This window comes from Corynebacterium timonense (assembly GCF_900105305.1).
GTDB lineage: Bacteria > Actinomycetota > Actinomycetes > Mycobacteriales > Mycobacteriaceae > Corynebacterium > Corynebacterium timonense.
The window spans coordinates 1016240-1040656 of the sequence record NZ_LT629765.1 but is presented as its reverse complement, the minus strand read 5'-3'; the positions used below and the strand labels follow the sequence as shown (position 1 = coordinate 1040656).

The window sequence follows — 24417 nt, the reverse complement described above, 5'->3', positions numbered from 1 at the left end:
GCGGTGGCGAGACAGGCGCGCGCCAATCGTGGCGCGATCGAAGGTGAGCCCGTGGTCTCCGACGTCGTCGTGCGGGCGGGCGGGGAGGGCGCGACCCTCGACGTAGCGGAACTCGTGTGGTCCATATCCCGCACGAGTGGTGAGCGACTATCAAAAACGCCGGTTGGCGACTCTGGCCTGAACCCTCAGCAGGGAGTGTTGGGGAAAAGCCGAGTGAAAGACCTGCGAAGACGGAGACCGTGCCGCCAATCTCACCGCGCCTCATGAGTAATGGCTGTCTGGCGAGCCCTCGGCGACCTCCACGCGGGCTGGGTCCGGGGGCGCGGGTATGCTGGTGGGCGTTTTACGTTAGCGCCCAACTCACGAGCATGCGGAAGGGACGAGTGTGTCCGAGACCCCCGAAATTGAACTAACAGAGCAGTCGCTCAACGAGGCGGCCGAGGCCGCCATCGCCGCCTTCGCGGCTGCCGAGGACTTGCCCGCGCTGGAGGAGGCACACCGCGCCCACCTGGGCGAGCAGGGGTTTTTGCCGCAGGCGCGTCGCGCGCTGGGTACGCTGCCTAAGGACCAGCGCAAGGACGCTGGCCGGCTGGTGAACATGGCCCGTGGCCGGGTGGAGAAGGAATACGCCGCGACTCGCTCCGTGCGCGAAGCCGAGCACCGGGAACGGCAGCTGCGCGAGGAAACCGTCGACGTGACGCTGCCGTCGACGCGCCACCAGGTCGGTGCGATGCACCCGATCACCACCCTGAGCGAGAACATCGCCGACATCTTCGTGGGCATGGGCTGGGAGATCGCGGAAGGCCCAGAGGTGGAGGCGGAGTACTTCAACTTCGACGCCCTCAACTTCATCCCGCATCACCCTGCCCGCACGCTGCAGGACACCTTCTACGTCGGCGGCGAGGACTCTAAGCAGGTGCTGCGCACCCACACCTCGCCGGTGCAGGTGCGCACGCTGCTCGAGCGCGACGTGCCCGTCTACATCGCCTGCCCGGGACGGGTGTTCCGCACCGACGAGCTCGACGCCACTCACACACCGGTGTTTCACCAGATCGAGGGCTTGGCCGTGGACAAGGGGCTGACCATGGCCCACCTGCGCGGCACCCTTGACCACTTGGCCAAGGTGCTGTTCGGTCCGGAGACGAAGACGCGCATGCGCACGAATTATTTCCCTTTCACCGAGCCCTCGGCCGAGGTGGACGTGTGGTTTCCGAACAAGAAGGGCGGGGCCGGATGGATCGAGTGGGGCGGCTGCGGCATGGTCAACCCGAACGTCCTGCGCGCCGTCGGGGTTGACCCGGAGGAGTACTCCGGCTTCGCGTTCGGCATGGGGCTCGAGCGCACCCTCCAGTTCCGCAACGGCCTGACCGACATGCGCGACATGGTCGAAGGAGACGTTCGATTCACCATCCCGTTCGGCGTTCAGGCCTAGAAGGAGTGTCACCCGCATGCTGATTTCACAGAATTGGATCACCCGGCTCATCCAGGCCGCCGGTAACGAGGGCTGGTCGGTGTCGGCCGAGGAGCTCGACGCCGGCTTCGTCCGCGTCGGTTTCGAGACCGAGGGCTACGCCGCGCTGCCCGAGATCACGGGTCCGCTCGTTTTCGGCCGCGTGCTCGAGATCGAGGAACTGACCGGCTTTAAGAAGCCAATCCGCTACTGCCAGGTCGACGTCGGCCAGGCGAACGGCACGGGCGAACCGCAGGGCATCATCTGCGGCGCGCGCAACTTCGCCGAGGGCGACACCGTCGTTGTGTCGCTGCCGGGTGCGGTGCTGCCGGGCGGCTTCGAGATTTCCGCCCGGAAAACCTACGATCACATCTCAGAGGGCATGATGGCCTCCGCCGCCGAGCTGGGCCTGACCGCCCGTAGCGAGGGCATCATCACCCTCCCGGAGGGCTTCGGCACCCCAGGCGAGGACGTGCGCGAACACCTCGGCCTCGACGACACGATCTTCGACGTCAACGTCACGCCCGATCGCGGCTACGCCCTGTCCGCCCGCGGCCTGACCCGCGAGATCGCCTCGGCTTTCGGCCTGAGCTACGCCGACCCCGCGCGCGACCCCGCCGTCGCAGGCATTGACACCTCGGCCGTGCCCGCGCCGACGGCTCCGCTTCTCGAGGTCACCCTCGACGCCGACACCAACGCTCGACGCTTCGGCCTGCGCAAGGTGGAGGGCATCGACCCCGCGGCTCCAGCCCCCTACTGGCTGCAGCGCGAGCTCATGCTCTCCGGCGTGCGCTCCGTCAACGCGGCGACGGACGTGACCAACTACGTCATGCTCCTGCTGGGCCAGCCGATGCACGCCTTCGACGCGGACAAGATTTCCGGCGGGCTCCACGTGCGGTGCGCTGCCGCGGGGGAAACGTTCGAAACCCTCGACCACGTCACGCGCACCCTCGACGCCGGCGACGTGGTCATCGCCGACGACGCCGGCATCCAGTCGCTGGCCGGCGTCATGGGCGGCACAACCTCCGAGATCTCGGAGGAGACGACCACCGTGTACTTCGAGGCGGCGACGTGGGACGAGCTCACGGTGGCGCGGACCGCGCGCCGCCACAAGCTCAGCTCGGAGTCCTCGCGCCGCTTCGAGCGCGGCGTGGACCCGGCGATCGTCGAGGTCGCCCTCGACATCGCCTGCGCGCTGCTGGTCGAGGCCGCCGGGGGCACGGTGACCGCTGAACGCACCCTCGTCGGCGAGGTGGAACCGCGGGAACCCATCGAGATGCGCGTGAGCCGCCCGAGCGAGCTGGTGGGCGTGGACTACGCGCCTGAGACCGTCGTCAAGCGGCTCGACGAGGTTGGCTGCGCCGTCGAGGTGAGCGGGGAGATGCTGGTTGTGACCCCGCCGACGTGGCGCGGCGACCTGAACGTGCCGGTGGAGCTCATCGAGGAGATCGTGCGCCTCGAGGGGCTCGACGAGATCCCGTCGGTGCTGCCTACCCCGAGCGGCGGCCGCGGGCTGTCGCGCGCGCAGCGCCGCCGCCGCGCCGTGACGCACGCCCTGGCGTACTCGGGCTACGTTGAGGTGATCCCGACGCCGTTCATCGCCAACGACACCTTTGACGCGTGGGGCCTGGAGGCGGAGGATCCGCGCCGTAACACCGTGAGCGTGCGCAACCCGCTGGACGCCGACTACGGCGTGCTGGGCACGACGCTTTTGCCGTCGATGCTGGAGGCGGTGGGCCGCAACGTCGCGCGCGGGAGGCGGGATCTTGCGCTGTTCTCGGTGGCGCAGGTGTCCTTCAAACGCGCGGAGGTCTCACCGCTGCCGAGTGTCGCCGCGCGCCCGGCCGAGGAGGTCATCGCTGAGCTTATTGGCTCGCTGCCGCAGCAGGACCTCTACGCGGCGACCGTGGCCACCGGCGGCCAGGAGCTCGCCGGGCCGTGGGGGCAGGGACGCGCCTATACGTGGGCCGATGCGGTCGAGTCAGCGCGCGTGGTCGCCCGCGCCGCGGGCGTCGAGCTTGACGTTGAGGCGGCGCAGGAGTTGCCGTGGCACCCGGGCCGCTGCGCGGCGCTCGTCGCGGGCGGGCAGGTCGTGGGCCACGCGGGGGAGCTGCACCCCGAGGTGCTCGAGCGTTTGGAGCTGCCCGCGCGCACATGCGCGATGGAGATCAACCTCAGCGCGCTGCCGACGGATGAATTCTTCCCGGCGCCGGTGCTCTCGTCGTACCCCGCGGTCAACCAGGACATCGCCCTTGTGGTTGATGAGGAGGTCCCTGCTGAAGCGGTGCGGAGGGTCGTCGAAAAGGAAGCGGGCGAGCTGCTCGAGCGCGCGACGCTTTTCGACGTCTACCGTTCGGCGCAGCTCGGGGAGGGCAAGAAGTCCCTGGCCTTCGGCCTCGTGTTCCGGGCCCCCGATCGGACGCTGACGGAGGACGAGGCGTCGGCGGGGCGCCTCGCCGCGGCGGAGGCGGCGAAGGAACACTTCGGCGCAGAGATGCGTGCATAAATTGCGCCCGTGCGCATAATTGCGTACGGTGTGCTGTATGGCACTCACGATAGCAGTGGCAGGGGCCACCGGGTACGCCGGAGGGGAAATCCTTCGGCTCCTGCTTGGCCACCCGAAGTACGCCTCGGGCGAGATCGAAATCGGGGCGCTGACCGGCAACAGCAACGCCGGGCAGTCCGTGGCGGCGCTGATGCCGCACCTCCCCGCTTTGGCCGACCGGGTCATCAGGGAGACGCGCCCGGACATCCTTGCCGGCCACGACGTCGTCTTCCTCGGTCTCCCGCACGGGTACTCCGCGGAGATCGTCCGCGCGCTGCCGGATTCCACCCTGGTGATCGACTGCGCCGCGGATTTCCGGTTGCGCGACGCCGAGGACTGGCGCCGCTACTACGGTCAGGATCATGCGGGCTCGTGGCCCTACGGCATCCCGGAGATGCCGGGGCACCGGGAACAGATCGCGGCGTCGCGCCGCGTGGCCATCCCGGGCTGCTTCCCAACGGGAGCCACGCTCGCCGCCCTGCCTGCGGTCAGCGCTGGCCTGGTCACCCCCGACCTGAGCGTCGTGTCCGTCACCGGCGTCTCGGGGGCGGGAAAGAAGGCCAACGTCTCCCTGCTGGGCGCAGAAACCATGGGATCGATCAAGGCCTACAACACGGCGGGACGCCACCGCCACAACCCCGAGATCGTGCAGAACCTCCGCGAGGCCACCGACACGCCCGTGAGCGTGAGCTTCACACCGGTGCTCGCCCCGCTCTCGCGCGGCATTCTCACCACGATCACCGCGCCGCTGACCCCCGGGGTGACCACGGAGACGGCCCACGAGGCCTACGCCTCGTACTATGCGGACGAACCCTTCGTGTGGGTCATGCCTGGCGGGCTACAGCCGCAGACCCAGAACGTCGTAGGCACGAACATGTGCCACGTCCAGGTCGAGGCGGACGAGCTCGCCGGCAAGCTCCTCGCCACCGCGGTCATCGACAACCTCACCAAGGGCACCGCGGGTGCGGCCGTGCAGTGCATGAACATCGCCCTCGGCTGGGAGGAGACCTCGGGTCTGCCCACCGCGGGAGTGGCGCCCTAAACACACACAACGAGCGAAGGAGTTCCCCCCATGACGGGAATAACCACGCCGCGGGGCTTTAGGGCCGCGGCGACGACGGCGGGGATTAAACCCTCGGGCAACCCCGACATGGCCCTGGTGGTCAACGAGGGGCCCGAACGTGCGGCGGCGGCCGTGTTCACCCGCAACCGCATCGTCGCCTCCCCGGTGAAGGTGACCCGCCGCGCCATCGCGGACGGCACGCTGACGGCCGTGGTGTACAACTCCGGCAACGCGAATGCGCTCAACGGCTCCCAGGGCGACGCCGACGCCGCCGAGACGCAGCAGCTCGTTGCGCAGGCGCTCGGCATGGAACCGGGTGGGGTCGCGGTGTGCTCGACTGGGCTGATCGGCGACCCGCTGCCGATGGATAAGGTCCGCGCCGGCGTTGCCGCTCTGGTTGGCGGGCTCGACGCCGCCGGCGGGGCAGCGGCGGCCCGCGCGATCATGACCACAGACACGGTGGCCAAGGAGGCACACGTCGAGGGCGACGGCTGGTCCGTCGGCGCAATGGGCAAGGGCGTCGGGATGATGGCCCCCTCCCTGGCGACGATGTTGGTGTGCGTGACCACTGATGCGTCGATAAGCAGCGATGCCCTCGGCCTCGCGCTGCGACGCGCGACGGCCGCCACCTTCGACGTCCTCGACATCGACGGCACGACGTCGACGAACGACACGGTCATCGCCCTTGCCAGCGGGGCGAGCGGGATCGCCCCTGATCAGGAGGAGCTCGACGCTGCGATCCTGCAGGTCTGCGAGTCGCTCGCGGTGCAGATGCAGGCCGACGCTGAAGGTGTGACCAAGCGGGTGAGCATCACCGTCGAGGGCGCCGACTCCGACGACGAGGCGCGCGAGGCGGCGCGCACGATTGGGCGCGACACCCTGTTCAAGTGCGCGATGTTTGGCTCCGACCCGAACTGGGGTCGCGTGCTCGCCGCGGTGGGGATGGCGCCGGCGACGATGGACCCCGACAATATTTCGGTCAGCTTCAACGGGCAGCCGGTGTGCGTGGCGTCCACGGGAGCGCCCGGCGCGCGCGAGGTGGATCTATCTGGGGCGGATATCCAGGTCCGCGTGGATCTCGGCACCGGGGGACGAGGGCGTGCGACGGTGCGTACCACGGACCTGTCGCACGCGTACGTGGAGATCAACTCGGCCTACAGCACCTAGGAGGGGAGTATGAACGAGCACCTAGTGACACTCAACAACGAGACACGCGCGTACGTCCTCGCCGAAGCCCTACCGTGGCTGCAGCACTTCCGCGACAAGATCGTGGTGGTGAAGTACGGCGGGAACGCCATGATCGACGAGGAGCTCAAGGCCGCCTTCGCCGCGGACATGGTCTTTTTGCGCACGGTAGGAGCGAAACCCGTCGTCGTGCACGGCGGCGGGCCGCAGATCTCTGCCATGCTGCGCCGGCTCGGCCTCGACCAAGGCGAGTTCGTCAAAGGCTACCGTGTGACCACGCCCGAGATCCTCGACGTGGTGCGCATGGTGCTCTTCGGGCAGGTCGGCCGCGACCTGCTCGGCCGGATTAACTCCCATGGGCCGTACGCCGTCGGCACCTCGGGAGAAGACGCCGGCCTGTTCCGCGCGCAACGCCGCCACGTCCGGGTCAACGGGGAGGACCTCGACATCGGACTGGTGGGCACGATTGTCGACGTCAACCCCTCCGCCGTCATGGACATCATCGAGGCCGGCCGCATCCCCGTGGTCTCCGGCATCGCCCCGGGCGAGGACGGCAACGTCTACAACATCAACGCGGACGAGGCCGCAGGGGCACTCGCCGCGGCGATCGGTGCGGAGCGCCTCGTCGTGCTCACCAACGTGGAAGGCCTCTACACGGATTGGCCGAACAAGGATTCGCTGCTCTCGCGCGTCGAGGTCGGCGACCTTGAGAAGATGATGCCCGCGCTCGACTCGGGCATGATCCCGAAGATGCAGGCGTGCCTGACCGCGGTGCACGGCGGGGTGCGCGCCGCTCACGTCATCGACGGGCGCCTCGCCCACGCGGTCCTGCTCGAGCTGCTCACCATGGGGGGCATCGGCACCATGGTGCTTCCCGACGCCTTCGATGCCGCCAACTACCCCGAGGGAACCGTCTTCCGGAAGGATGATCGCGCATGACCGACTCGACGCTCCAGCGCTCGGCCCCGAGGCAGTGGGACGACGTGCTCATGAACACCTACGGCGCCCCGCCCCTCGAGCTTGTCTCGGGCCGCGGTGCCCGCGTGAAGGACGCCGAGGGTGCGGAATATATCGACCTGCTCGCGGGCATCGCCGTTAACGCGCTCGGCCACGGCCACCCCGCCGTCGTGGAGGCGGTCAGCAGCCAAGTCGCGCAGCTCGGCCACGTGTCGAACCTCTTTGCCTCCCAGCCCGTCGTGCGCTTGGCGGGGCGGCTGAAAGCGAAGCTTGGCGACGCCACCGCCCGCGCCTTCTTCTGCAACTCCGGCGCCGAGGCGAACGAGGCCGCCTTCAAGCTGGCCCGGCTGACCGGCCGGCGCCGCGTCCTGGCCGCCCACCACGGTTTCCACGGCCGCACCCTGGGCTCGCTGGCGCTGACGGGGCAGCCCGCCAAGCGCGCCGTCTTCGAGCCGCTCACCCCGGGCGTGGAGTTCTACCCCTACGGTGACGCCGACTACCTGCGCGCCCTCGTGGAGATGGATCCGTCCTCCGTCGCGGCGATCTTCCTCGAACCCATCCAAGGCGAGACCGGGGTAGTGCCCGCCCCGGAAGGCTTCCTGCGTGCGGTGCGCGATCTGTGCGACGAGCACGGCATCCTCATGGTCGTCGACGAGGTGCAGACCGGCGTGGGGCGCACCGGAAGGTTTTTCGCCCACGAGCACGACGGCGTCGCCCCCGACGTGGTCACGATGGCAAAGGGGCTCGGCGCAGGGCTGCCCATCGGCGCCGTCATCGCCCGGGGCGCCGCAGCCCAGCTGTTCGGCCCCGGCTCGCACGGCACCACCTTCGGCGGCAACCCCGTCGTGTGCGCCGCCGCCAACGCGGTCCTCGATGTTGTCGACGACGCCTTTCTCGCCGAGGTAGCGCGCAAGGGCGGGGAGCTCGCCCGCGAGCTCGGGGAGCTCCGCGGCGTAAAGAGCGTGCGAGGGCGCGGGCTCATGCTCGGTGTCGTGCTGGATGCGCCGGTGGCCAAGCAGGCCGTTGCGGCCGGGCTCACACACGGCGTGATCCTCAACGCACCGGCGGACCACGTGCTCCGTCTCACCCCGCCCCTGGTGATCACCGACGAAGACATCGCGGAGGCGACTCGCCGTATCGCGCAGGCACTGGGCGACGCCCTTGGCCACGCGGCGGCCGCCAACTAACCGGACAGCTAAGCAGGAGGACTACACATGACACATTCACCCCGCCACTTCCTCGCAGACGACGATCTGACTCCCGCCGAGCAGGCGGAGGTACTCCAGCTCGCCGCCGAGCTCAAGCGCGCGCCCTTATCGCGCCGCCCCTTAGAGGGGCCGCTGTCCGTCGCCGTGCTGTTTGATAAGACGTCGACACGCACTCGCTTTTCCTTCGACGCTGGCATCGCGCATCTGGGCGGGCACGCCATCGTGACCGAGACCGGCAACTCGCAGATGGGCAAGGGCGAGACTTACCAGGACACCGGCGCCGTGCTCTCGCGCTACGTTGAGGCGATCGTGTGGCGCACCTACGACCACCAGAACCTCCTCGACATGGCGCAGTCGGCGACCGTGCCGCTGGTGAACGCCCTGTCGGATGACCTGCACCCGTGCCAGATCCTCGCGGACCTGCAGACCGTGGTGGAAAACCTCTGCCCGGAGGACGGGCCGGCGGGGCTGCGCGGCAAGAAGGCGGTCTACCTCGGCGACGGCGACAACAACATGGCGAACTCCTACATGATCGGCTTCGCCACCGCCGGCATGGACATCGCCATCGTCGCGCCGGAAGGATTCTTGCCCAAGAAACAGTTCGTAGACCGGGCCCTTGAGCGCGCCGAGGAGACGGGAGCGACGGTCACGGTGACGTCCGACCTTGCAGCCGTGGACGGCGCCGACGTGGTGATCACCGACACGTGGGTGTCCATGGGGATGGAGGGCGACGGTAAGGACCGGCGCACGCCGTTCCTGCCGTACCAGGTGAACCAGTCGATGATGGCCCGCGCCGCGGACGACGCGATCTTCCTGCACTGCCTGCCTGCCTACCGCGGGAGCGAGGTCACCGCGGACGTCATCGACGGCCCCGCCTCGCGGGTGTTCGACGAGGCGGAAAACCGGCTGCACGCGCAGAAGGCGCTACTTGTCTGGCTCCTGGAGCACCAGGAATGACGCAACCGGTCTCGCGCACGGCCCGGCAGGCGCGGATCCTGGAGATTCTGGACACGACCCGGGTCTCCAGCCAGGTGAAACTCTCCGAGATCCTCAAATCGGAGGGCATCGACATCACACAGGCGACGCTCTCGCGCGACCTTGACGAGATCGGGGCCAAAAAGGTCCGCCCCACCGACGGCGGGGGCGCCTTCTACACCGTCCGCGGCGCCGCGGGCCCCTCGTACTCCGGCCCGCGAGAAAAGCTGCGGCGCATGCTCGACGAGCTCGTGGTCACTGCCGACTCGTCCGGCTCGATCGCCGTCCTGCGCACCCCTCCGGGGGCCGCGCAGTACCTGGCCAGCTACATCGACAGGGTGGGTCTTGACCAGGTGGTCGGGTGCATCGCGGGAGACGACACAATCTTCGTCCTCGCGCGGGAACCGCTCACCGGTGCCGACCTGGCGCAGCTGATGTTGGGGGGAACGCTATCCTCGACCTAGAGCCGTGGCCCATTCTGAGTGCCCTGACCAACTAACTGAACACCTCATTGACTCATTGACAAGGAGATTTTTTATGACCAACCGCGTAGTCCTCGCGTATTCCGGCGGCCTCGACACCTCCGTGGCCATCCCGTACCTCGGCGAGATGATCGAGGGCGACGTCGTCGCCGTCGCTCTTGACCTCGGCCAGGGTGGTGAGGACATGGAATCCGTGCGCCAGCGCGCCCTCGGCTGCGGTGCCGTCGAGTCCATCGTCATCGACGCGAAGGACGAGTTCGCGGAGCAGTACTGCGTGCCGGCGATTAAGGCCAACGCCCTTTACCAGGGTGAGTACCCGCTCGTCTCGGCGATCTCGCGCCCGCTGATTGTTAAGCACCTGGTCAAGGCTGCCCAGGAGCACGGCGGCACCCACGTCGCCCACGGCTGCACCGGGAAGGGCAACGACCAGGTCCGCTTCGAGGTCGGCTTCCTCAACCAGGACCCGGATCTGGAGATCGTCGCCCCGGCGCGCGATTTTGCGTGGACGCGCGACAAGGCCATCGCCTACGCCGAGGGCAAGGACCTGCCGATCGAACAGTCCGCGGCGTCCCCGTTCTCCATCGACCAGAACGTGTGGGGCCGCGCCGTGGAGACCGGCTTCCTGGAAGATCTGTGGAACCCGCCCACAAAGGACCTGTACTCCTACACGGAGGACCCGGCCCTGGGTAACGCCCCCGACGAGGTCATCATTTCCTTCGAGTCCGGCGTCCCCGTCGCCATCGACGGCCGTCAGGTCAGCGTCCTCGAGGCCATCGAGGAGCTGAACCGCCGCGCGGGTGCTCAGGGCATCGGCCGCCTCGACATGGTCGAGGACCGCCTCGTGGGCATCAAGTCCCGCGAGGTCTATGAGGCGCCCGGCGCCCTGACGCTCATCACCGCGCACAAGGCCCTCGAGGACGTCACCGTCGAGCGCGAGCTCGCCCGCTACAAGCGCCTCATCGAGGCCCGCTGGTCCGAGGAGGTCTACGACGGCCTCTGGTTCGGTCCGCTGAAGCGCTCGCTCGACGCTTTCATCGATTCGACCCAGGAACACGTCACCGGCGACATCCGCATGGTCCTCCACGGCGGCCGCGCGACCGTCAACGGCCGACGTTCGAACCACTCGCTCTACGATTTCAACCTGGCCACCTACGACACCGGCGACACCTTCGACCAGACTCTAGCCAAGGGCTTCGTGCGCCTCCACGGCTTGTCCTCGCAGATCGCCAACAAGCGCGACCGGGAGGCGGGCAAGTAAATGGAGCGCCACGCGACCAACGAGGGCGCGCTGTGGGGCGGCCGTTTCTCCGGCGGCCCCTCCGAGGCGATGTTCGCCCTGTCCGTGTCCACGCACTTTGACTGGGTCCTGGCGCCCTACGACGTGCTCGCCTCCACGGCGCACGCGAAGGTGCTCAACAGGGCAGGCTTGCTGTCCGACGCTGACCTGGCGACCATGCTCGACGGACTCGACCAGCTGGGTCGCGACGTCGCCGACGGGACGTTCGCCCCGGCGCCGACCGACGAAGACGTCCACGGCGCGATGGAGCGCGGCCTCATCGACCGCGTCGGCCCGGAGGTCGGCGGGCGCCTGAGGGCCGGGCGCTCCCGCAACGACCAGGTCGCCGCGATGTTCCGCATGTGGTGCCGCGACGCCCTGCGCGGAATCGCCCTCGACGTCGCCGACCTCATCGACGCGCTCGTCGAGCAGGCCGAGGCGCACCCGGGCGCGATCATGCCGGGCAAGACCCACTTCCAGGCGGCACAGCCGATCCTTCTGGCGCACTCGCTGCTTGCCCACGCGCAGCCGCTGCTGCGCGACCTGGAGCGGATCCAGGACGCCGACAAGCGGCTGGCGGTCTCGCCCTACGGCTCCGGCGCGCTGGCGGGATCCTCGCTCCAGCTGGACCCGGAGGCGATTGCCGCTGAGCTCGGGTTCGATTCAGCCGCAGATAACTCGCTGGACGGCACGGCCTCGCGCGACTTCGCCGCCGAGACCGCCTACGTGCTCGCCCAGATCGCCGTCGACCTATCGCGCTTCGCCGAGGAGATCATCGCCTGGTCTACCCCGGAGTTTGGCTACGTCACGCTTGACGACGCCTGGTCCACCGGCTCGTCCATCATGCCGCAGAAGAAAAACCCGGACGTCCCGGAGCTCGCGCGCGGCAAAACCGGTCGCCTCATCGGCAACCTCACCGGCTTGCTGTCCACGCTCAAGGCCATGCCCCTGGCGTACAACCGGGACCTCCAGGAGGACAAGGAGCCCGTCATCGACTCGGTGACGCAGCTGCGCACCCTCCTGCCGGCGATGACTGGTTTGGTATCCACGTTGGTTTTCCACGAGGAGCGGATGCGCGAGCTCGCGCCCGCCGGTTACACGCTGGCCACCGACCTCGCCGAGTGGATGGTGCGCCAGGGCGTGCCCTTCCGCGAAGCGCACGAGGCCTCCGGCGCGTGCGTGCGCATCGCCGAAGCGAGGGGAGTGGACCTCGTGGACTTGACGGATGAGGAGCTTGCGGGCGTCGATAAGCGTCTGCTGCCCGAGGTGCGGGAGGTGCTCACCGTCGAAGGGGCGGTCGCCTCGCGCGCGACGCGGGGCGGTACCGCGAAGGTGCGCGTCGAGGAGCAGCGCGAGCGCGTCCGGGAAGCGGCGAACCAGTTTCGCGAATGGGCGGGAAAACCTGTGCGTTCCTAAGTAATATGGGCGCATGACTGTTCCCAGCAGCTCAGGTTCGCATAACAATATTGCGACGCCGGGTACGAAGCCAAACTCCAAGCGCCGAGGGCGGGGAGCATCCATCGTGCTCGGCGTCGTCCTCGTTGGAGTGGTCATCGCGGCCGTGGTGCTCGGCGGGGGTGCGGAAACGAATGACGGCCGAGAGAACGGGGGGAGCGCGCGGGCGGGCCTCACCTCGGTGCACGGGGTCATCGGCTCCGAAAAGCGCGGCTTCTTCGAGGACTCGGAGGTGGTCGAGCGCTTCGCCGAGCTGGGTTACGAGGTCTCAGTTTCAACCGCTGGCTCGCGCAAGATTGCGACCGGGGTGGACGTGGCCGCCCAGGATTTCGTCTCGCCCTCTTCCGCCCCCGCCTCCCAGAAGGTCTTGGAGCAGGTGGCCGGCGCGAGCGTCGAGTACCCCTTCTTTTCCCCGATGGCCGTGGCGAGCTGGCATACCATCGCCGACATCCTCCTCAAAGAGGGAGTGGTGCGCGAGGAGGGCGGCGCGTACGTGCTCGACGTCGGGGCGTACGTGGACCTGGCCCGCTCGGGAGCGCGGTGGCGCGACTTGAGTGAGGCGTTTCCCTCGCCGCGTTCCGTGCAGATTCGCAGCACGGACATCCGCACCTCGAACTCCGCCGCGATGTACTTGTCCCTGCTGGCGTGGGAGTTCGCGGAGCGCGACAGCGCGCGGGCGGATGACGCGGGTTACCTCATCGGCGAAATCTCGCCGTTTTTCACTGGCCAGGGGTACTCGGAGTCGACGTCTTCCGGCCCCTTCGACGAGTACCTCGCGCAGGGGATGGGCGCGGCCCCGCTGGTGATGGTCTACGAGGCGCAGTTCGTCGGCGAGCAACTGCGCCCGAATTCCCGGATCCGCAACGACATGGTGCTGCTTCAGCTCAGCCCGACGGTGCTGGCAAACCACGGCATTGTCGGTGTGACAGAGGAGGGCAAGGAGATCGGCCGCCTGCTCACCCATGACGAAAAGCTGCAGAAGCTCGCGGCCCGCCACGGCTTCCGGCCGGCGACGGCGGGCTCGCTCGCCGAGGAGATGGAGGCCCGCGGCCTCGCGCCGCCCACTGACTACATCAACTCGGTTGACCCGCCCCACTACGACCGGCTGGAAAAGCTTATCGACGGCATTGGCACGCGCTACGGCGTCATCGCCCCGCCGCCGGCCGAGGAGGAGACAGAGCAATGACACGATTGTGGACGATTCTCGGGGCGGCGTTGGGCGTGGTAGCGCTCACCGGGTGCTCCCTCGGTGAAGACCTCGGTGCGGGCGGACCCGCCGGGGCCCCAAACTCGGGCGAACTGACCATCGTCGCTGCTACCGAGCTGAGCGACCTGACGGGCCTGGCCGACCAAGCGGCCGAGGACCTCGGCTTCGGCATAACGCTCGAGTTTCCCGGCGGCACGCTGGACAATTCGCAGGCGCTGAGCCGCGGGCAGTTCGATGGGGAAGTGGACGCCACCTGGTTTGCCACTAACCGCTACGTGCACCTCATCGGCGCGTCGGACAAGCTGGCGGACGAGACGAAGATCGCCTCCAGCCCCGTCGCGTTCGGGGTGTGGGAGGAGACGGCGAAAGAGCTCGGCTGGGACGCGCAGCAGCCGACGTGGGCGGACTTCGCGCAGGCGGCGCAGGAGGGGAAGTTCACCTTCGGCATGACGGACCCCTCGGCCTCGAACTCCGGTTTTTCGGCACTTGTGTCGGTAGCCACCGCCGTCGCGGATACCGGCCAAGCCGTGGGACCGGCCGATCTTGAGCGGGTTAGCCCGACCCTGGCCGCGCTGTTCCACGCGCAGTCGCTGGTCTCGGGCTCCTCGGGTTGGCTCGCGGAGGCTTTTGCCAGCGAGCCGGACCGCGCGGACGCGATTGTCAACTACGAGTCGACGCTGCACCAGCTGCGCGACCAAGGCCACCGGATCTCCGTCATCGTGCCTTCCGACGGCGTGATCACCGCCGATTATCCCTTGTCCACCTTGGCGAACCCCGCTCACCCGGACGCCGCCGACAAAGTCAAAGCCTTCGCGGACTGGCTTATCGAGCACCAAGAAGACATCGCGCTGACGTACCGCCGCCCGGTGGAAGCCGTAGACACTCTCCCAGCGGAGATTGAAGCCCAGCAGGTCATTGAGCTTCCCTTTCCTGCGAATCAGGGCGTGGTCGACGACCTGCTCCTCGCGTACAACAACGAGTACCGCCAGCCGGGTACTACCACCTTCGTCCTCGATACCTCGGGCTCGATGGTGGGCGAGCGCATGGAGTCACTGCGCGCGATCATGCTGTCGCTTGTCGACGGCTCCGCGTCCACCCTCATCGGCGACGTCTCTTTCCGCGACCGCGAGTCGGTGACCTTCCTGCCGTTTAGCGACGAACCGCGCGAGCCGTTCACCGTGGAGTTCGACCGCGACAACCCGAAGGTGATCACCGAGGTCAAAGCCTATTTGCACGTCCAGACGCCGATCGGATCGACCGCGATGTACTCGGCGCTTTTGGACGCTCTCGAGGCGACGGACACCTCCCAGGGCATCCCATCGATCGTCCTGCTTAGCGACGGCGAAGCGAATGTCGGCCCGAACTATTCTCAATTCGAGGCCGCCTACCAACGCCTGCCCGCCGAGAAGCGACGGATCCCCGTCTTCGTCATCCTGTACGGCGAGGCCAACCGCAAAGAGATGGAGAAGCTTGCCGGGCTAACCGGTGGCGCGGTGTTCGACGCCTTGGGCGGCGACTTGGAGGCGGCCTTTAAGGAGATTCGTGGCTACCAGTAAGCAGTCCGGGGGCGGTTTTTCGGAGTTCCTCCGCTCGCGCAAAAACCAGGTCGGTATGGTGTGCGCGATCCTCGTCGTTGTGCTGCACATCGCTTTCGGCCTCGGGTTTTTGTGGCCAATCGCCGCCGTCGCCGCCTACGGGGCCGGCGCCGCGCTCACACCTCCGCAGAAGCAGAAAGAGCTGCCCCCGGCGCCGCTTGTGCCCACACCGCAACTCCTCGAAGACGCGTACCGGCGCACCACAGCCCAGCTCAGGCAGGCGGAACCCGTGGACGACGTGCTCTACCAGGCCTATGCACTGGAGGACAACATCCGCTTCGTTCTGGGCCAGTGGGAGCACCTGGAGCCCACCCCGCAGCATAGGCAGACCATCTGGAACATCGTGAAAATCTACTACCCAGAGGTTGTGGGGACCTACCTCGCCGCCCCGAACTTCCGCGAGGAGCGCGCCGTCGCCGTTGTCGTCGACTCGCTGAGCACGCTGACCCAGGCCGCCGAGCGCATCAAGAACGGGATTGTCGAAGACAACCTGCGCGCAATGGACTCCCAGGCGAACTTTCTGCGTGTTGAGCTCGGTGAACTGCCCGGGTTGGACGACGCCTACTCCAACGATGATGCCCCCGACCCCGGCGGGTACGATCGACCGTCATGAGCCTAGATCCGACGTTGCTGGAGATCCTCGTCTGTCCGCAGGACAAGGGTCCGCTGGTCTACGACGACGACGCGCAGCTGCTCATCAACGAGCGGCTCAGCATCGCCTACCGCATCGAGGATGGCATCCCGGTGCTGCTGAGCAGCGAAGCCCAGCCCCACCCGAACTAGAAAGAGCGTGAACAGAGCATGACCGCACCCGTAAACATTGTCGACGACATCGAGTGGCGTGGGCTGGTGAACCAGTCCACGGACCTGGACAACCTGCGCCAAGCCACCACGGAGCCCATTTCGCTCTACTGCGGGTTTGACCCGACTGGGCCGTCGCTGCACGCTGGCCACCTAGTGCCGCTTCTGATGCTGCGACGCTTCCAGCTCGCGGGTCACCGGCCGATTGTTCTCGCCGGTGGGGCCACGGGCATGATCGGCGACCCACGCGACGTGGGGGAGCGTTCGATGAACTCCTCTGACACCGTCGCCGACTGGGCACAGCGGATCTCCGGCCAACTCAAGCGCTTTGTGGATTTTGACGGTCCCAACGGCGCGCTGCTGGTGAACAACAACGATTGGATAAAGGACTGGACGGTCATCGACTTTCTGCGTGACGTGGGAAAGCACTTCTCGCTGGCCACCATGCTCGGCCGTGAAACCGTCAAGCGGCGCTTGGAATCCGACGGCATTTCTTACACGGAGTTCTCCTACATGCTGCTGCAGGCGAACGACTTCGTTCAGCTGCGCCGCAACCACGACTGCGTCCTGCAAGTTGGCGGCGGCGATCAGTGGGGCAACCTCGTCGCCGGCGTTGACCTGAACCGTCGCATGGACGGTGCGCACGTTCACGCCCTGACGGTGCCGCTTGTGACGGACTCCGAGGGCAAGAAGTTTGGCAAGTCCACCGGCGGAGGCTCGCTCTGGCTCGATCCCGAGATGACCAGCCCGTACACCTGGTACCAGTACTTCGTGAACACCGCAGACGCCGACGTTATCCGCTTCCTGCGCTGGTTCACATTCCTCACGAAAGAAGAGCTCGACGAGCTTGCCGTCGAGGTCGAGGAACGCCCCTACGCGCGGGAGGCTCAGAAGCGCCTCGCGCGCGAAATGACGACACTTGTCCACGGGGCAGAGGCGACTGAGGCCGTCGAACTCGCGTCCCAGGCGCTTTTTGGGCGCGCCGAGCTTGCCGCGCTCGACCGCGCGACGCTCGAATCTGCGGTGAAGGAAACGGCCGTCTACCAGGCGAGCCAGGAAGATACGATTGTGGATTATCTGGTGGGGACGGGCCTTGCCGACTCTCGCGGGGCCGCGCGTCGATCCATCAAGGAGGGCGGCGTCTACGCCAACAATGTCCGCGTTGAATCGGAGGAGTGGACCCCGGACGCGGACGACCTGCTGCACGGGGAATGGCTGGTTCTGCGTCGCGGCAAGAAGAACTTCGCCGGCGTCAAGGTCGCGTAATACTGTTCCCCGTTTGTTGGGTTGTGCTGGGGATTTGTGGTGTTGGTGGGTGGGGGTTTAGTGTGTTGTTTCGTCGCCGCGAGGTGATGGGGAGTTGATAAGTGCAGAGTTGGTTGCTGGGGTTAACGTTGTGTTTGACTTCTGGTTACCGGTTGTGTAGATTGACTTCTTGCCGCTTGAGCAGTCTGGTTGGGCTGTGAGGGTGTGCGTGTGTTGTGTGAGAACTCGATAGTGTGCCAATGCATTTTTTGTTTGTGGGTTGGTTGTGTGCTGCGTGTGCTGGCTGCTGCTGTTGTTTGTGATGGTGGTGGTTGGTGTGTGCCGGTGGGTGGTGTCTGAACCTTTGATGGGATGCTGCTTGTTGGTGTTTGTGGTGCGTGATTGATTCGCGGATTGTGGATGCTGTTTTTTGGTTGCCCCCCTTTTTTTTGCCCTCGTCGGGTGGGGGGTGGCTGTTTTGTAATTTGAGGATTGGCCAGTTCACTGTGTCGTGCTGCATGTTTGTGTGTGGTGTGGTGTGGTGGTTGGTTTGTTTTTGGTTGGGTTTGGGCTTTTCACGGCCTGTTTCTGCTGAAACTTTTTGTGGAGAGTTTGATCCTGGCTCAGGATGAACGCTGGCGGCGTGCTTAACACATGCAAGTCGAACGGAAAGGCTCCTGCTTGCAGGAGTACTCGAGTGGCGAACGGGTGAGTAACACGTGGGTGATCTGCCCTGTACTTCGGGATAAGCTTGGGAAACTGGGTCTAATACTGGATAGGACCATCGTTTAGTGTCGGTGGTGGAAAGCTTTTGCGGTATGGGATGAGCTCGCGGCCTATCAGCTTGTTGGTGGGGTAATGGCCTACCAAGGCGTCGACGGGTAGCCGGCCTGAGAGGGTGTACGGCCACATTGGGACTGAGATACGGCCCAGACTCCTACGGGAGGCAGCAGTGGGGAATATTGCACAATGGGCGCAAGCCTGATGCAGCGACGCCGCGTGGGGGATGAAGGCCTTCGGGTTGTAAACTCCTTTCGCCAGGGACGAAGCTTTTGTGACGGTACCTGGATAAGAAGCACCGGCTAACTACGTGCCAGCAGCCGCGGTAATACGTAGGGTGCGAGCGTTGTCCGGAATTACTGGGCGTAAAGAGCTCGTAGGTGGTTTGTCGCGTCGTTTGTGTAAGTCCATGGCTTAACTGTGGGACTGCAGGCGATACGGGCATAACTTGAGTGCTGTAGGGGAGACTGGAATTCCTGGTGTAGCGGTGAAATGCGCAGATATCAGGAGGAACACCGATGGCGAAGGCAGGTCTCTGGGCAGTAACTGACGCTGAGGAGCGAAAGCATGGGTAGCGAACAGGATTAGATACCCTGGTAGTCCATGCCGTAAACGGTGGGCGCTAGGTGTGAGTCCCTTCCACGGGGTTCGTGCCGTAGCTAACGCATTAAGCGCCCCGCCTGGGGAGTACGGCCGCAAGGCTAAAACTCAAAGGAATTGACGGGGGCCCGCACAAGCGGCGGAGCATGTGGATTAATTCGATGCAACGCGAAGAACCTTACCTGGGCTTGACATGCATCAGATCGCTGCAGAGATGTAGTTTCCCTTGTGGCTGGTGTACAGGTGGTGCATGGTTGTCGTCAGCTCGTATCGTGAGATGTTGGGTTAAGTCCCGCAACGAGCGCAACCCTTGTCTTATGTTGCCAGCATTTGGTTGGGGACTCATGAGAGACTGCCGGGGTTAACTCGGAGGAAGGTGGGGATGACGTCAAATCATCATGCCCCTTATGTCCAGGGCTTCACACATGCTACAATGGTCGGTACAGCGCGTGTGCGATACTGTGAGGTGGAGCTAATCGCTGAAAGCCGGTCGTAGTTCGGATTGGGGTCTGCAACTCGACCCCATGAAGTCGGAGTCGCTAGTAATCGCAGATCAGCAACGCTGCGGTGAATACGTTCCCGGGCCTTGTACACACCGCCCGTCACGTCATGAAAGTTGGTAACACCCGAAGCCGGTGGCCTTAAGTGGGAGCCGTCGAAGGTGGGATCGGCGATTGGGACGAAGTCGTAACAAGGTAGCCGTACCGGAAGGTGCGGCTGGATCACCTCCTTTCTAAGGAGCTTTTGTTTTGTGTGCCTGCGGTTGCAGGTGTGGTGGTTGAGTGCCCGTGTGTGGTGCTGCCACTGTGTTGTTTAAAATCCGGGTGGATGCATGCCGGCATGACGTGTGGTTGTTGTGCTTTGTGCGTGTGGTATGTGGCCTTTTTCCTGCGAGCAAATGTTGTGTTGGTGCGCTGTTGGGTGTCTGGGATGGCACATGTGTGTTGTTCTGTGGCTTGCATGCTTGCTGCTGCTGCTGTTTGTGTGGTGGTGGTTGGGTGTGTGGGTGTGGTGTGTGAGAACTGTATAGTGGACGCGAGCATCTTTATTCTTGTGTGTTTTTTGTGTTGTGTTTTTTGGTCAAGGGCGTACGGTGGATGCCTTGGCATGCTGAGCCGATGAAGGACGTGTGAGGCTGCGTTAAGCCTCGGGGAGTTGCCAACTAAGCGTTGATCCGAGGATGTCCGAATGGGGAAACCTGGCACCGGTTGTGTGGTGTTACCTGCAGGTGAATTCATAGTCTGTGTGGGGGTTGACGCGGGGAAGTGAAACATCTCAGTACCCGTAGGAGAAGAAAACAAGTGTGATTCCGTGAGTAGTGGCGAGCGAAAGTGGATGAGGCTAAACCATGTGTGTGTGATACTTGGCAGAGGTTGCGCATGTGGGGTTGTGGGGATGCATTGTTCAGGCACTGTCATGTCTGTGCGTTTGTGTGTGTGTTAGCGGAAGTTGCCTGGGATGGTGCGCCGTAGTGGGTGAGAGCCCCTGTACGTGAAGGCATATGCATGAATGTTGGTGTGTTTCCCGAGTAGCAGCGGGCTCGTGGAATCTGTTGTGAATCTGCCGGGACCACCCGGTAAGCCTAAATACTCAGTGTGACCGATAGTGGATAGTACCGTGAGGGAATGGTGAAAAGTACCCCGGGAGGGGAGTGAAATAGTTCCTGAAACCGTGCGCTTACAATCCGTCAGAGCACCTTCGTGTGTGTGATGGCGTGCCTTTTGAAGAATGAGCCTGCGAGTTAGCGGCATGTCGCGAGGTTAACCCGTTGGTGGGGTAGTCGTAGCGAAAGCGAATCCTAATGGGGTGTTGTTAGTGGCATGTCCTAGACCCGAAGCGGGGTGATCTACCCATGGCCAGTGTGAAGCAGCTGTAAGAGGTTGTGGAGGCGCGAACCCACTTAGGTTGAAAACTGAGGGGATGAGTTGTGGGTAGGGGTGAAAGGCCAATCAAACTCCGTGATAGCTGGTTCTCCCCGAAATGCATTTAGGTGCAGCGTCATGTTAGCTTGCCGGAGGTAGAGCTACTGGTTGGTTGAGCGGGACTATCATCTTAGCAATGTCAGCCAAACTCCGAATGCCGGTGAAGTGGTGCATGGCAGTGAGACTGTGGGGGATAAGCTTCATAGTCGAGAGGGAAACAGCCCAGATCGCCGGTTAAGGCCCCTAAGGGTGTACTAAGTGGAAAAGGATGTGGGATCGCGAAGACAGCCAGGAGGTTGGCTTAGAAGCAGCCATCCTTGAAAGAGTGCGTAATAGCTCACTGGTCGAGTGGTTCCGCGCCGACAATTTAGTGGGGCTCAAGTACACCGCCGAAGCCGCGGCAAGCACATGTTGTGTGTGTTTGGGTAGGGGAGCGTCGTGCATGGGGTGAAGCAGTACCGTAAGGGGTTGTGGACTGTGTGCGAGTGAGAATGCAGGCATGAGTAACGAGTGGTAAGTGAGAATCTTATCCGCCGGATGACTAAGGGTTCCTGGGTCAAGTTCGTCTTCCCAGGGTGAGTCGGGTCCTAAGGCGAGGCCGACAGGCGTAGTCGATGGTTAACGGGTTGATATTCCCGTACCCGTGTATATGCGCCCAGGTGCGAGGCGGTGATACTAACCGCCCTTTATGCCGCTACTGTTGTGGTCTTTGGGCCACTGGTGGTGGTGTGTGGGGTGGGGCCTGATCCGTAGTAGTGCAGTGATGGGGTGACGCAGGAAGGTAGCCACGCCGTTTAATGGATTGCGGTGTAAGCGTGTGGCACGGGTTGGTGTGAAATGCATCGGCCCTTTTGTGTGAGGCGTGATGCGTAGCCCTTTTGTGGGTGATGGTGGTGATCCTATGCTGTCGAGAAAAGCCTCTAGCGAGTGTGTACACGGCCCGTACCCGAAACCGACACAGGTAGTCAGGTAGAGAATACTAAGGCGGTCGGGTGAACTGTGGTTAAGGAACTCGGCAAATTGCCCCCGTAACTTCGGGAGAAGGGGGACCTTACATGGTGCGCCACCCTTTTGCGGTGGTTGTTGCTGTGTGGGGTCGCAGAGAATAGAGGGGAGCGACTGTTTATCAAAAACACAGGTCCGTGCGAAGACTTTTACGTTGATGTATACGGACTGACGCCTGCCCGGTGCTGGAAGGTTAAGAGGACCTGTTAGACCCTTTGGGTCGAAGCGGAGAATTTAAGCCCCAGTAAACGGCGGTGGTAACTATAACCATCCTAAGGTAGCGAAATTCCTTGTCGGGTAAGTTCCGACCTGCACGAATGGCGTAACGACTCCCCTGCTGTCTCAACCACAGGCCCGGTGAAATTGCAGTACGAGTAAAGATGCTCGTTTCGCGCGGCAGGACGAAAAGACCCCGGGACCTTCACTATAGCTTGGTATTGGTGTTCGGTGCGGTTTGTGTAGGATAGGTGGGAGACGTTGATGCGGCCACGCTAGTGGTTGTGGAGTCGTTGTTGAAATACCACTCTGACCGTAGTGGATACCTTAACCTTGGCCCATGATCTGGGTTGGGGACAGTGCCTGGTGGGTAGTTTAACTGGGGCGGTTGCCTCCCAAAGAGTAACGGAGGCGCCCAAAGGTTCCCTCAGCCTGGTTGGCAATCAGGTGGCGAGTGTAAGTGCACAAGGGAGCTTGACTGTGAGACTTACTAGTCGAGCAGGGACGAAAGTCGGGACTAGTGATCCGGCACCTACTTGTGGATGTGGTGTCGCTCAACGGATAAAAGGTACCCCGGGGATAACAGGCTGATCTTCCCCAAGAGTCCATATCGACGGGATGGTTTGGCACCTCGATGTCGGCTCGTCGCATCCTGGGGCTGGAGTAGGTCCCAAGGGTTGGGCTGTTCGCCCATTAAAGCGGCACGCGAGCTGGGTTCAGAACGTCGTGAGACAGTTCGGTCTCTATCCGCCGCGCGCGTTGAAACTTGAAGAAGGCTGTCCCTAGTACGAGAGGACCGGGACGGACGTACCTCTGGTGTGCCAGTTGTTCCGCCAGGAGCATCGCTGGTTGGCTACGTACGGGAGGGATAACCGCTGAAAGCATCTAAGCGGGAAGCCTGTTTTAAGATGAGGTTTCATTCGAGGTTCCCTACAGACGATAGGGTTGATAGGCCGGATCTGGAAGCGTAGCAATACGTGAAGGTGACCGGTACTAATACACCAACAAAAAACAAAACAAACCAACAAGAAGCACCGTAAAGACCGTGTGTTCGCGTCCACTATGCAGTATCTGACACACCACACCACCCCCTTTATTCATGGTGTGTGAGCCAGTACCAGAATCGAATACAGTACACAGTTTGTGCTGCCTGTCCCGATGAGTGTGTCGGTGGTTGATGGCGGCGGGGAAACGCCCGGTCCCATTCCGAACCCGGAAGCTAAGCCCGCCCGCGCTGATGGTACTGCCCCCGGGAGGGGGTGGGAGAGTAAGTTACCGCCGACCCAACAACTCAACAACAACAAAATAAAAACCCTAAAGGGGGGTGACCAGCCCCACCACCACACCCACCCCAAGCGGGCAGGGAACAAGGTGGAACGGCTGGCCACCCCCCCCTTGTTTTTTGTGTGTGCCCCCCACCAACACGCAAGGGGGGCACCACCATGTTCAACTGCGGGGGAGCGCCCACACGGGGGTGGTTTGCCCCGGGTTTAATGGAGGGTAGGGATGTGGAAAAGGAGCCCTACACATGCCCTCGAAGTACACGCCTGAGTTGAGGCAGCGCGCCATCGAATTGGTGCTGCATGCGCAAGCTGACCCTGCTACGTCTCGTGGTGCGATATCCCGCATCGCTGTCGAGCTCGGAATGAGTAAGGAAACTCTGCGCGGCTGGGTCCGCGCTCATAAACAATCCGGCGCGGCAACCCCGGCTGAATCGGTGGATTGTGCAGCAGAAAACCGCAGGCTGCGGGCTGAACTGATTGAAGCGAAGCGCGCCAACGAGATTTTGAAAAGAGCATCAGCTTTTTTCGCGGCGGAGTGCGAGCGCCCACACAGGTAGTCGTCCGGTTCATCGACGACAACCGGGAGGAATTCGGGGTCGAGCCGATTATTCGCGCCTTGGCGGCAACCGACGCGAAAATCGCCCTGAGCACCTACTACGCCTACAAATCCCGGCCTGAATCATCTCGATCTATCCGCGACCGACAACTACGCAAAGCTTTGCGTGCTATCTATGACGACAACTACTCCTGCTATGGAGCGCGCACACTATGGGCCGAGGTCAATCGCCGAGGCGACTTCGGTCGCGTCGCCCGGTGCACCGCCTAGCGCCTTATGGCGCTCGAAGGCATCCGTGGTATCCGGCGCCGGAGGAAAAGGCCTTCCACCCGTGAGCGCTGCCCCTGATAACTGCCCAGTCGACTTGGTCAAGCGCGACTTTTGTGTCGATGCGCCGAACCGACTGTGGGTCGCGGATATCACATACATCCCCACGCATGTCGGATGGGTGTACGCCTCGTTCGTCCTCGACGCGTATACCCGGGAGATTGCGAGTGCCTGGGTGTAGCGGTGAGCGGGAGCTGGTAAGGGAGGGCCGCCCGGGTTTCGGTCCGTGTCGGGTGCGGCCTTTATACTGGGGAAGTCTCAACAGAAAGGGTCTGTATGTCCGA

At 64.2% G+C, this 24417-nt stretch carries 18 protein-coding genes, 3 rRNA genes and 1 other annotated feature; all 21 genes read left to right on the top strand.

Features of this window, described 5'->3' with window-relative positions:
- Positions 1-385: 385 nt before the first annotated feature.
- The 21 genes from pheS to BLT81_RS12580 all read left to right on the top strand — a co-directional run bounded on the left by pheS (position 386) and on the right by BLT81_RS12580 (position 24314).
- On the top strand, positions 386-1432 hold the full coding sequence (gene pheS, locus BLT81_RS04990; protein ID WP_019194902.1) for a phenylalanine--tRNA ligase subunit alpha: 1047 nt from the start codon (positions 386-388) through the stop codon (positions 1430-1432).
- 16 nt (positions 1433-1448) lie between these two features.
- On the top strand, positions 1449-3956 hold the full coding sequence (pheT, locus tag BLT81_RS04985) for a phenylalanine--tRNA ligase subunit beta (protein ID WP_019194901.1): 2508 nt from the start codon (positions 1449-1451) through the stop codon (positions 3954-3956).
- A 37-nt stretch (positions 3957-3993) separates the two neighbouring features.
- Complete coding sequence (argC, locus tag BLT81_RS04980; RefSeq protein WP_019194900.1) at positions 3994-5037, top strand: N-acetyl-gamma-glutamyl-phosphate reductase; 1044 nt, start codon at positions 3994-3996, stop codon at positions 5035-5037.
- Positions 5038-5067: 30 nt separating this feature from the next.
- The gene (argJ, locus tag BLT81_RS04975; RefSeq protein WP_019194899.1) at positions 5068-6225 is read left to right on the top strand and encodes a bifunctional glutamate N-acetyltransferase/amino-acid acetyltransferase ArgJ; all 1158 of its coding nucleotides are present in this window, start codon (positions 5068-5070) and stop codon (positions 6223-6225) included.
- A 9-nt stretch (positions 6226-6234) separates the two neighbouring features.
- Positions 6235-7182, top strand: a complete 948-nt coding sequence (gene argB / locus BLT81_RS04970) for an acetylglutamate kinase (RefSeq protein ID WP_019194898.1) — start codon at positions 6235-6237, stop codon at positions 7180-7182.
- Entirely contained in the window at positions 7179-8387 is a 1209-nt protein-coding gene (locus BLT81_RS04965) for an acetylornithine transaminase (RefSeq protein WP_019194897.1), read from the top strand. The genes argB and BLT81_RS04965 overlap by 4 nt, the downstream gene beginning before the upstream one ends.
- Before the next feature lie 27 nt (positions 8388-8414).
- Complete coding sequence (gene argF, locus BLT81_RS04960) at positions 8415-9365, top strand: ornithine carbamoyltransferase (protein WP_019194896.1); 951 nt, start codon at positions 8415-8417, stop codon at positions 9363-9365.
- Positions 9362-9847, top strand: coding sequence for an arginine repressor (locus BLT81_RS04955; protein ID WP_019194895.1), 486 nt, complete (start codon positions 9362-9364; stop codon positions 9845-9847). Before argF ends, BLT81_RS04955 begins: the two co-directional genes overlap by 4 nt.
- A 73-nt stretch (positions 9848-9920) precedes the next feature.
- Complete coding sequence (locus tag BLT81_RS04950; protein WP_019194894.1) at positions 9921-11123, top strand: argininosuccinate synthase; 1203 nt, start codon at positions 9921-9923, stop codon at positions 11121-11123.
- Complete coding sequence (argH, locus tag BLT81_RS04945; RefSeq protein ID WP_019194893.1) at positions 11124-12557, top strand: argininosuccinate lyase; 1434 nt, start codon at positions 11124-11126, stop codon at positions 12555-12557.
- Between the two features lie 13 nt (positions 12558-12570).
- Complete coding sequence (locus tag BLT81_RS04940; protein ID WP_051011571.1) at positions 12571-13782, top strand: hypothetical protein; 1212 nt, start codon at positions 12571-12573, stop codon at positions 13780-13782.
- Positions 13779-15359, top strand: coding sequence for a VWA domain-containing protein (locus BLT81_RS04935; protein WP_019194891.1), 1581 nt, complete (start codon positions 13779-13781; stop codon positions 15357-15359). Before BLT81_RS04940 ends, BLT81_RS04935 begins: the two co-directional genes overlap by 4 nt.
- The gene (locus tag BLT81_RS04930; protein WP_019194890.1) at positions 15346-16011 is read left to right on the top strand and encodes a hypothetical protein; all 666 of its coding nucleotides are present in this window, start codon (positions 15346-15348) and stop codon (positions 16009-16011) included. Before BLT81_RS04935 ends, BLT81_RS04930 begins: the two co-directional genes overlap by 14 nt.
- Positions 16008-16181, top strand: a complete 174-nt coding sequence (locus BLT81_RS04925; protein WP_019194889.1) for a Trm112 family protein — start codon at positions 16008-16010, stop codon at positions 16179-16181. The genes BLT81_RS04930 and BLT81_RS04925 overlap by 4 nt, the downstream gene beginning before the upstream one ends.
- Before the next feature lie 18 nt (positions 16182-16199).
- Positions 16200-17465 carry a tyrosine--tRNA ligase gene (gene tyrS, locus BLT81_RS04920; protein ID WP_019194888.1) on the top strand — a complete coding sequence of 422 codons (1266 nt, stop codon included), beginning with the start codon at positions 16200-16202 and terminating at the stop codon, positions 17463-17465.
- 579 nt (positions 17466-18044) lie between these two features.
- Positions 18045-19557 (top strand): 16S ribosomal RNA (locus BLT81_RS04915).
- 337 nt (positions 19558-19894) lie between these two features.
- A 23S ribosomal RNA gene (locus BLT81_RS04910) occupies positions 19895-22983 on the top strand.
- Positions 22984-23133: 150 nt separating this feature from the next.
- A 5S ribosomal RNA gene (gene rrf / locus BLT81_RS04905) occupies positions 23134-23251 on the top strand.
- Together the 16S, 23S and 5S rRNA genes form the textbook arrangement of a ribosomal RNA operon.
- A gap of 244 nt (positions 23252-23495) precedes the next feature.
- Positions 23496-23807: a transposase gene (locus BLT81_RS04900; protein WP_081582970.1), complete on the top strand. Its 312-nt coding sequence runs from the start codon at positions 23496-23498 to the stop codon at positions 23805-23807.
- Positions 23768-23896 (top strand) — a sequence feature (AL1L pseudoknot). Its footprint overlaps the gene before it by 40 nt.
- The gene (locus BLT81_RS04895) at positions 23786-24076 is read left to right on the top strand and encodes an IS3 family transposase (RefSeq protein WP_172812374.1); all 291 of its coding nucleotides are present in this window, start codon (positions 23786-23788) and stop codon (positions 24074-24076) included. Its footprint overlaps the feature before it by 111 nt. The genes BLT81_RS04900 and BLT81_RS04895 overlap by 22 nt, the downstream gene beginning before the upstream one ends.
- 61 nt (positions 24077-24137) lie before the next feature.
- A complete protein-coding gene (locus BLT81_RS12580; RefSeq protein WP_019194711.1) occupies positions 24138-24314 on the top strand; it encodes a hypothetical protein in 177 nt (58 codons plus the stop codon).
- The last annotated feature ends 103 nt before the right edge of the window (positions 24315-24417 follow it).

Bases quoted from the DNA above. Each gene is read 5' to 3' on its own strand.
- BLT81_RS04935 (WP_019194891.1), top strand. From the start codon at position 13,779: ATGACACGATTGTGGACGATTCTCGGGGCGGCGTTGGGCGTGGTAGCG.
- argF (WP_019194896.1), top strand. From the start codon at position 8,415: ATGACACATTCACCCCGCCACTTCCTCGCAGACGACGATCTGACTCCC.
- argB (WP_019194898.1), top strand. From the start codon at position 6,235: ATGAACGAGCACCTAGTGACACTCAACAACGAGACACGCGCGTACGTC.
- pheT (WP_019194901.1), top strand. From the start codon at position 1,449: ATGCTGATTTCACAGAATTGGATCACCCGGCTCATCCAGGCCGCCGGT.
- BLT81_RS04965 (WP_019194897.1), top strand. From the start codon at position 7,179: ATGACCGACTCGACGCTCCAGCGCTCGGCCCCGAGGCAGTGGGACGAC.
- BLT81_RS04955 (WP_019194895.1), top strand. From the start codon at position 9,362: ATGACGCAACCGGTCTCGCGCACGGCCCGGCAGGCGCGGATCCTGGAG.
- argJ (WP_019194899.1), top strand. From the start codon at position 5,068: ATGACGGGAATAACCACGCCGCGGGGCTTTAGGGCCGCGGCGACGACG.
- argC (WP_019194900.1), top strand. From the start codon at position 3,994: ATGGCACTCACGATAGCAGTGGCAGGGGCCACCGGGTACGCCGGAGGG.
- argH (WP_019194893.1), top strand. From the start codon at position 11,124: ATGGAGCGCCACGCGACCAACGAGGGCGCGCTGTGGGGCGGCCGTTTC.
- tyrS (WP_019194888.1), top strand. From the start codon at position 16,200: ATGACCGCACCCGTAAACATTGTCGACGACATCGAGTGGCGTGGGCTG.
- BLT81_RS04925 (WP_019194889.1), top strand. From the start codon at position 16,008: ATGAGCCTAGATCCGACGTTGCTGGAGATCCTCGTCTGTCCGCAGGAC.
- BLT81_RS04940 (WP_051011571.1), top strand. From the start codon at position 12,571: ATGACTGTTCCCAGCAGCTCAGGTTCGCATAACAATATTGCGACGCCG.
- BLT81_RS04900 (WP_081582970.1), top strand. From the start codon at position 23,496: ATGCCCTCGAAGTACACGCCTGAGTTGAGGCAGCGCGCCATCGAATTG.
- BLT81_RS04950 (WP_019194894.1), top strand. From the start codon at position 9,921: ATGACCAACCGCGTAGTCCTCGCGTATTCCGGCGGCCTCGACACCTCC.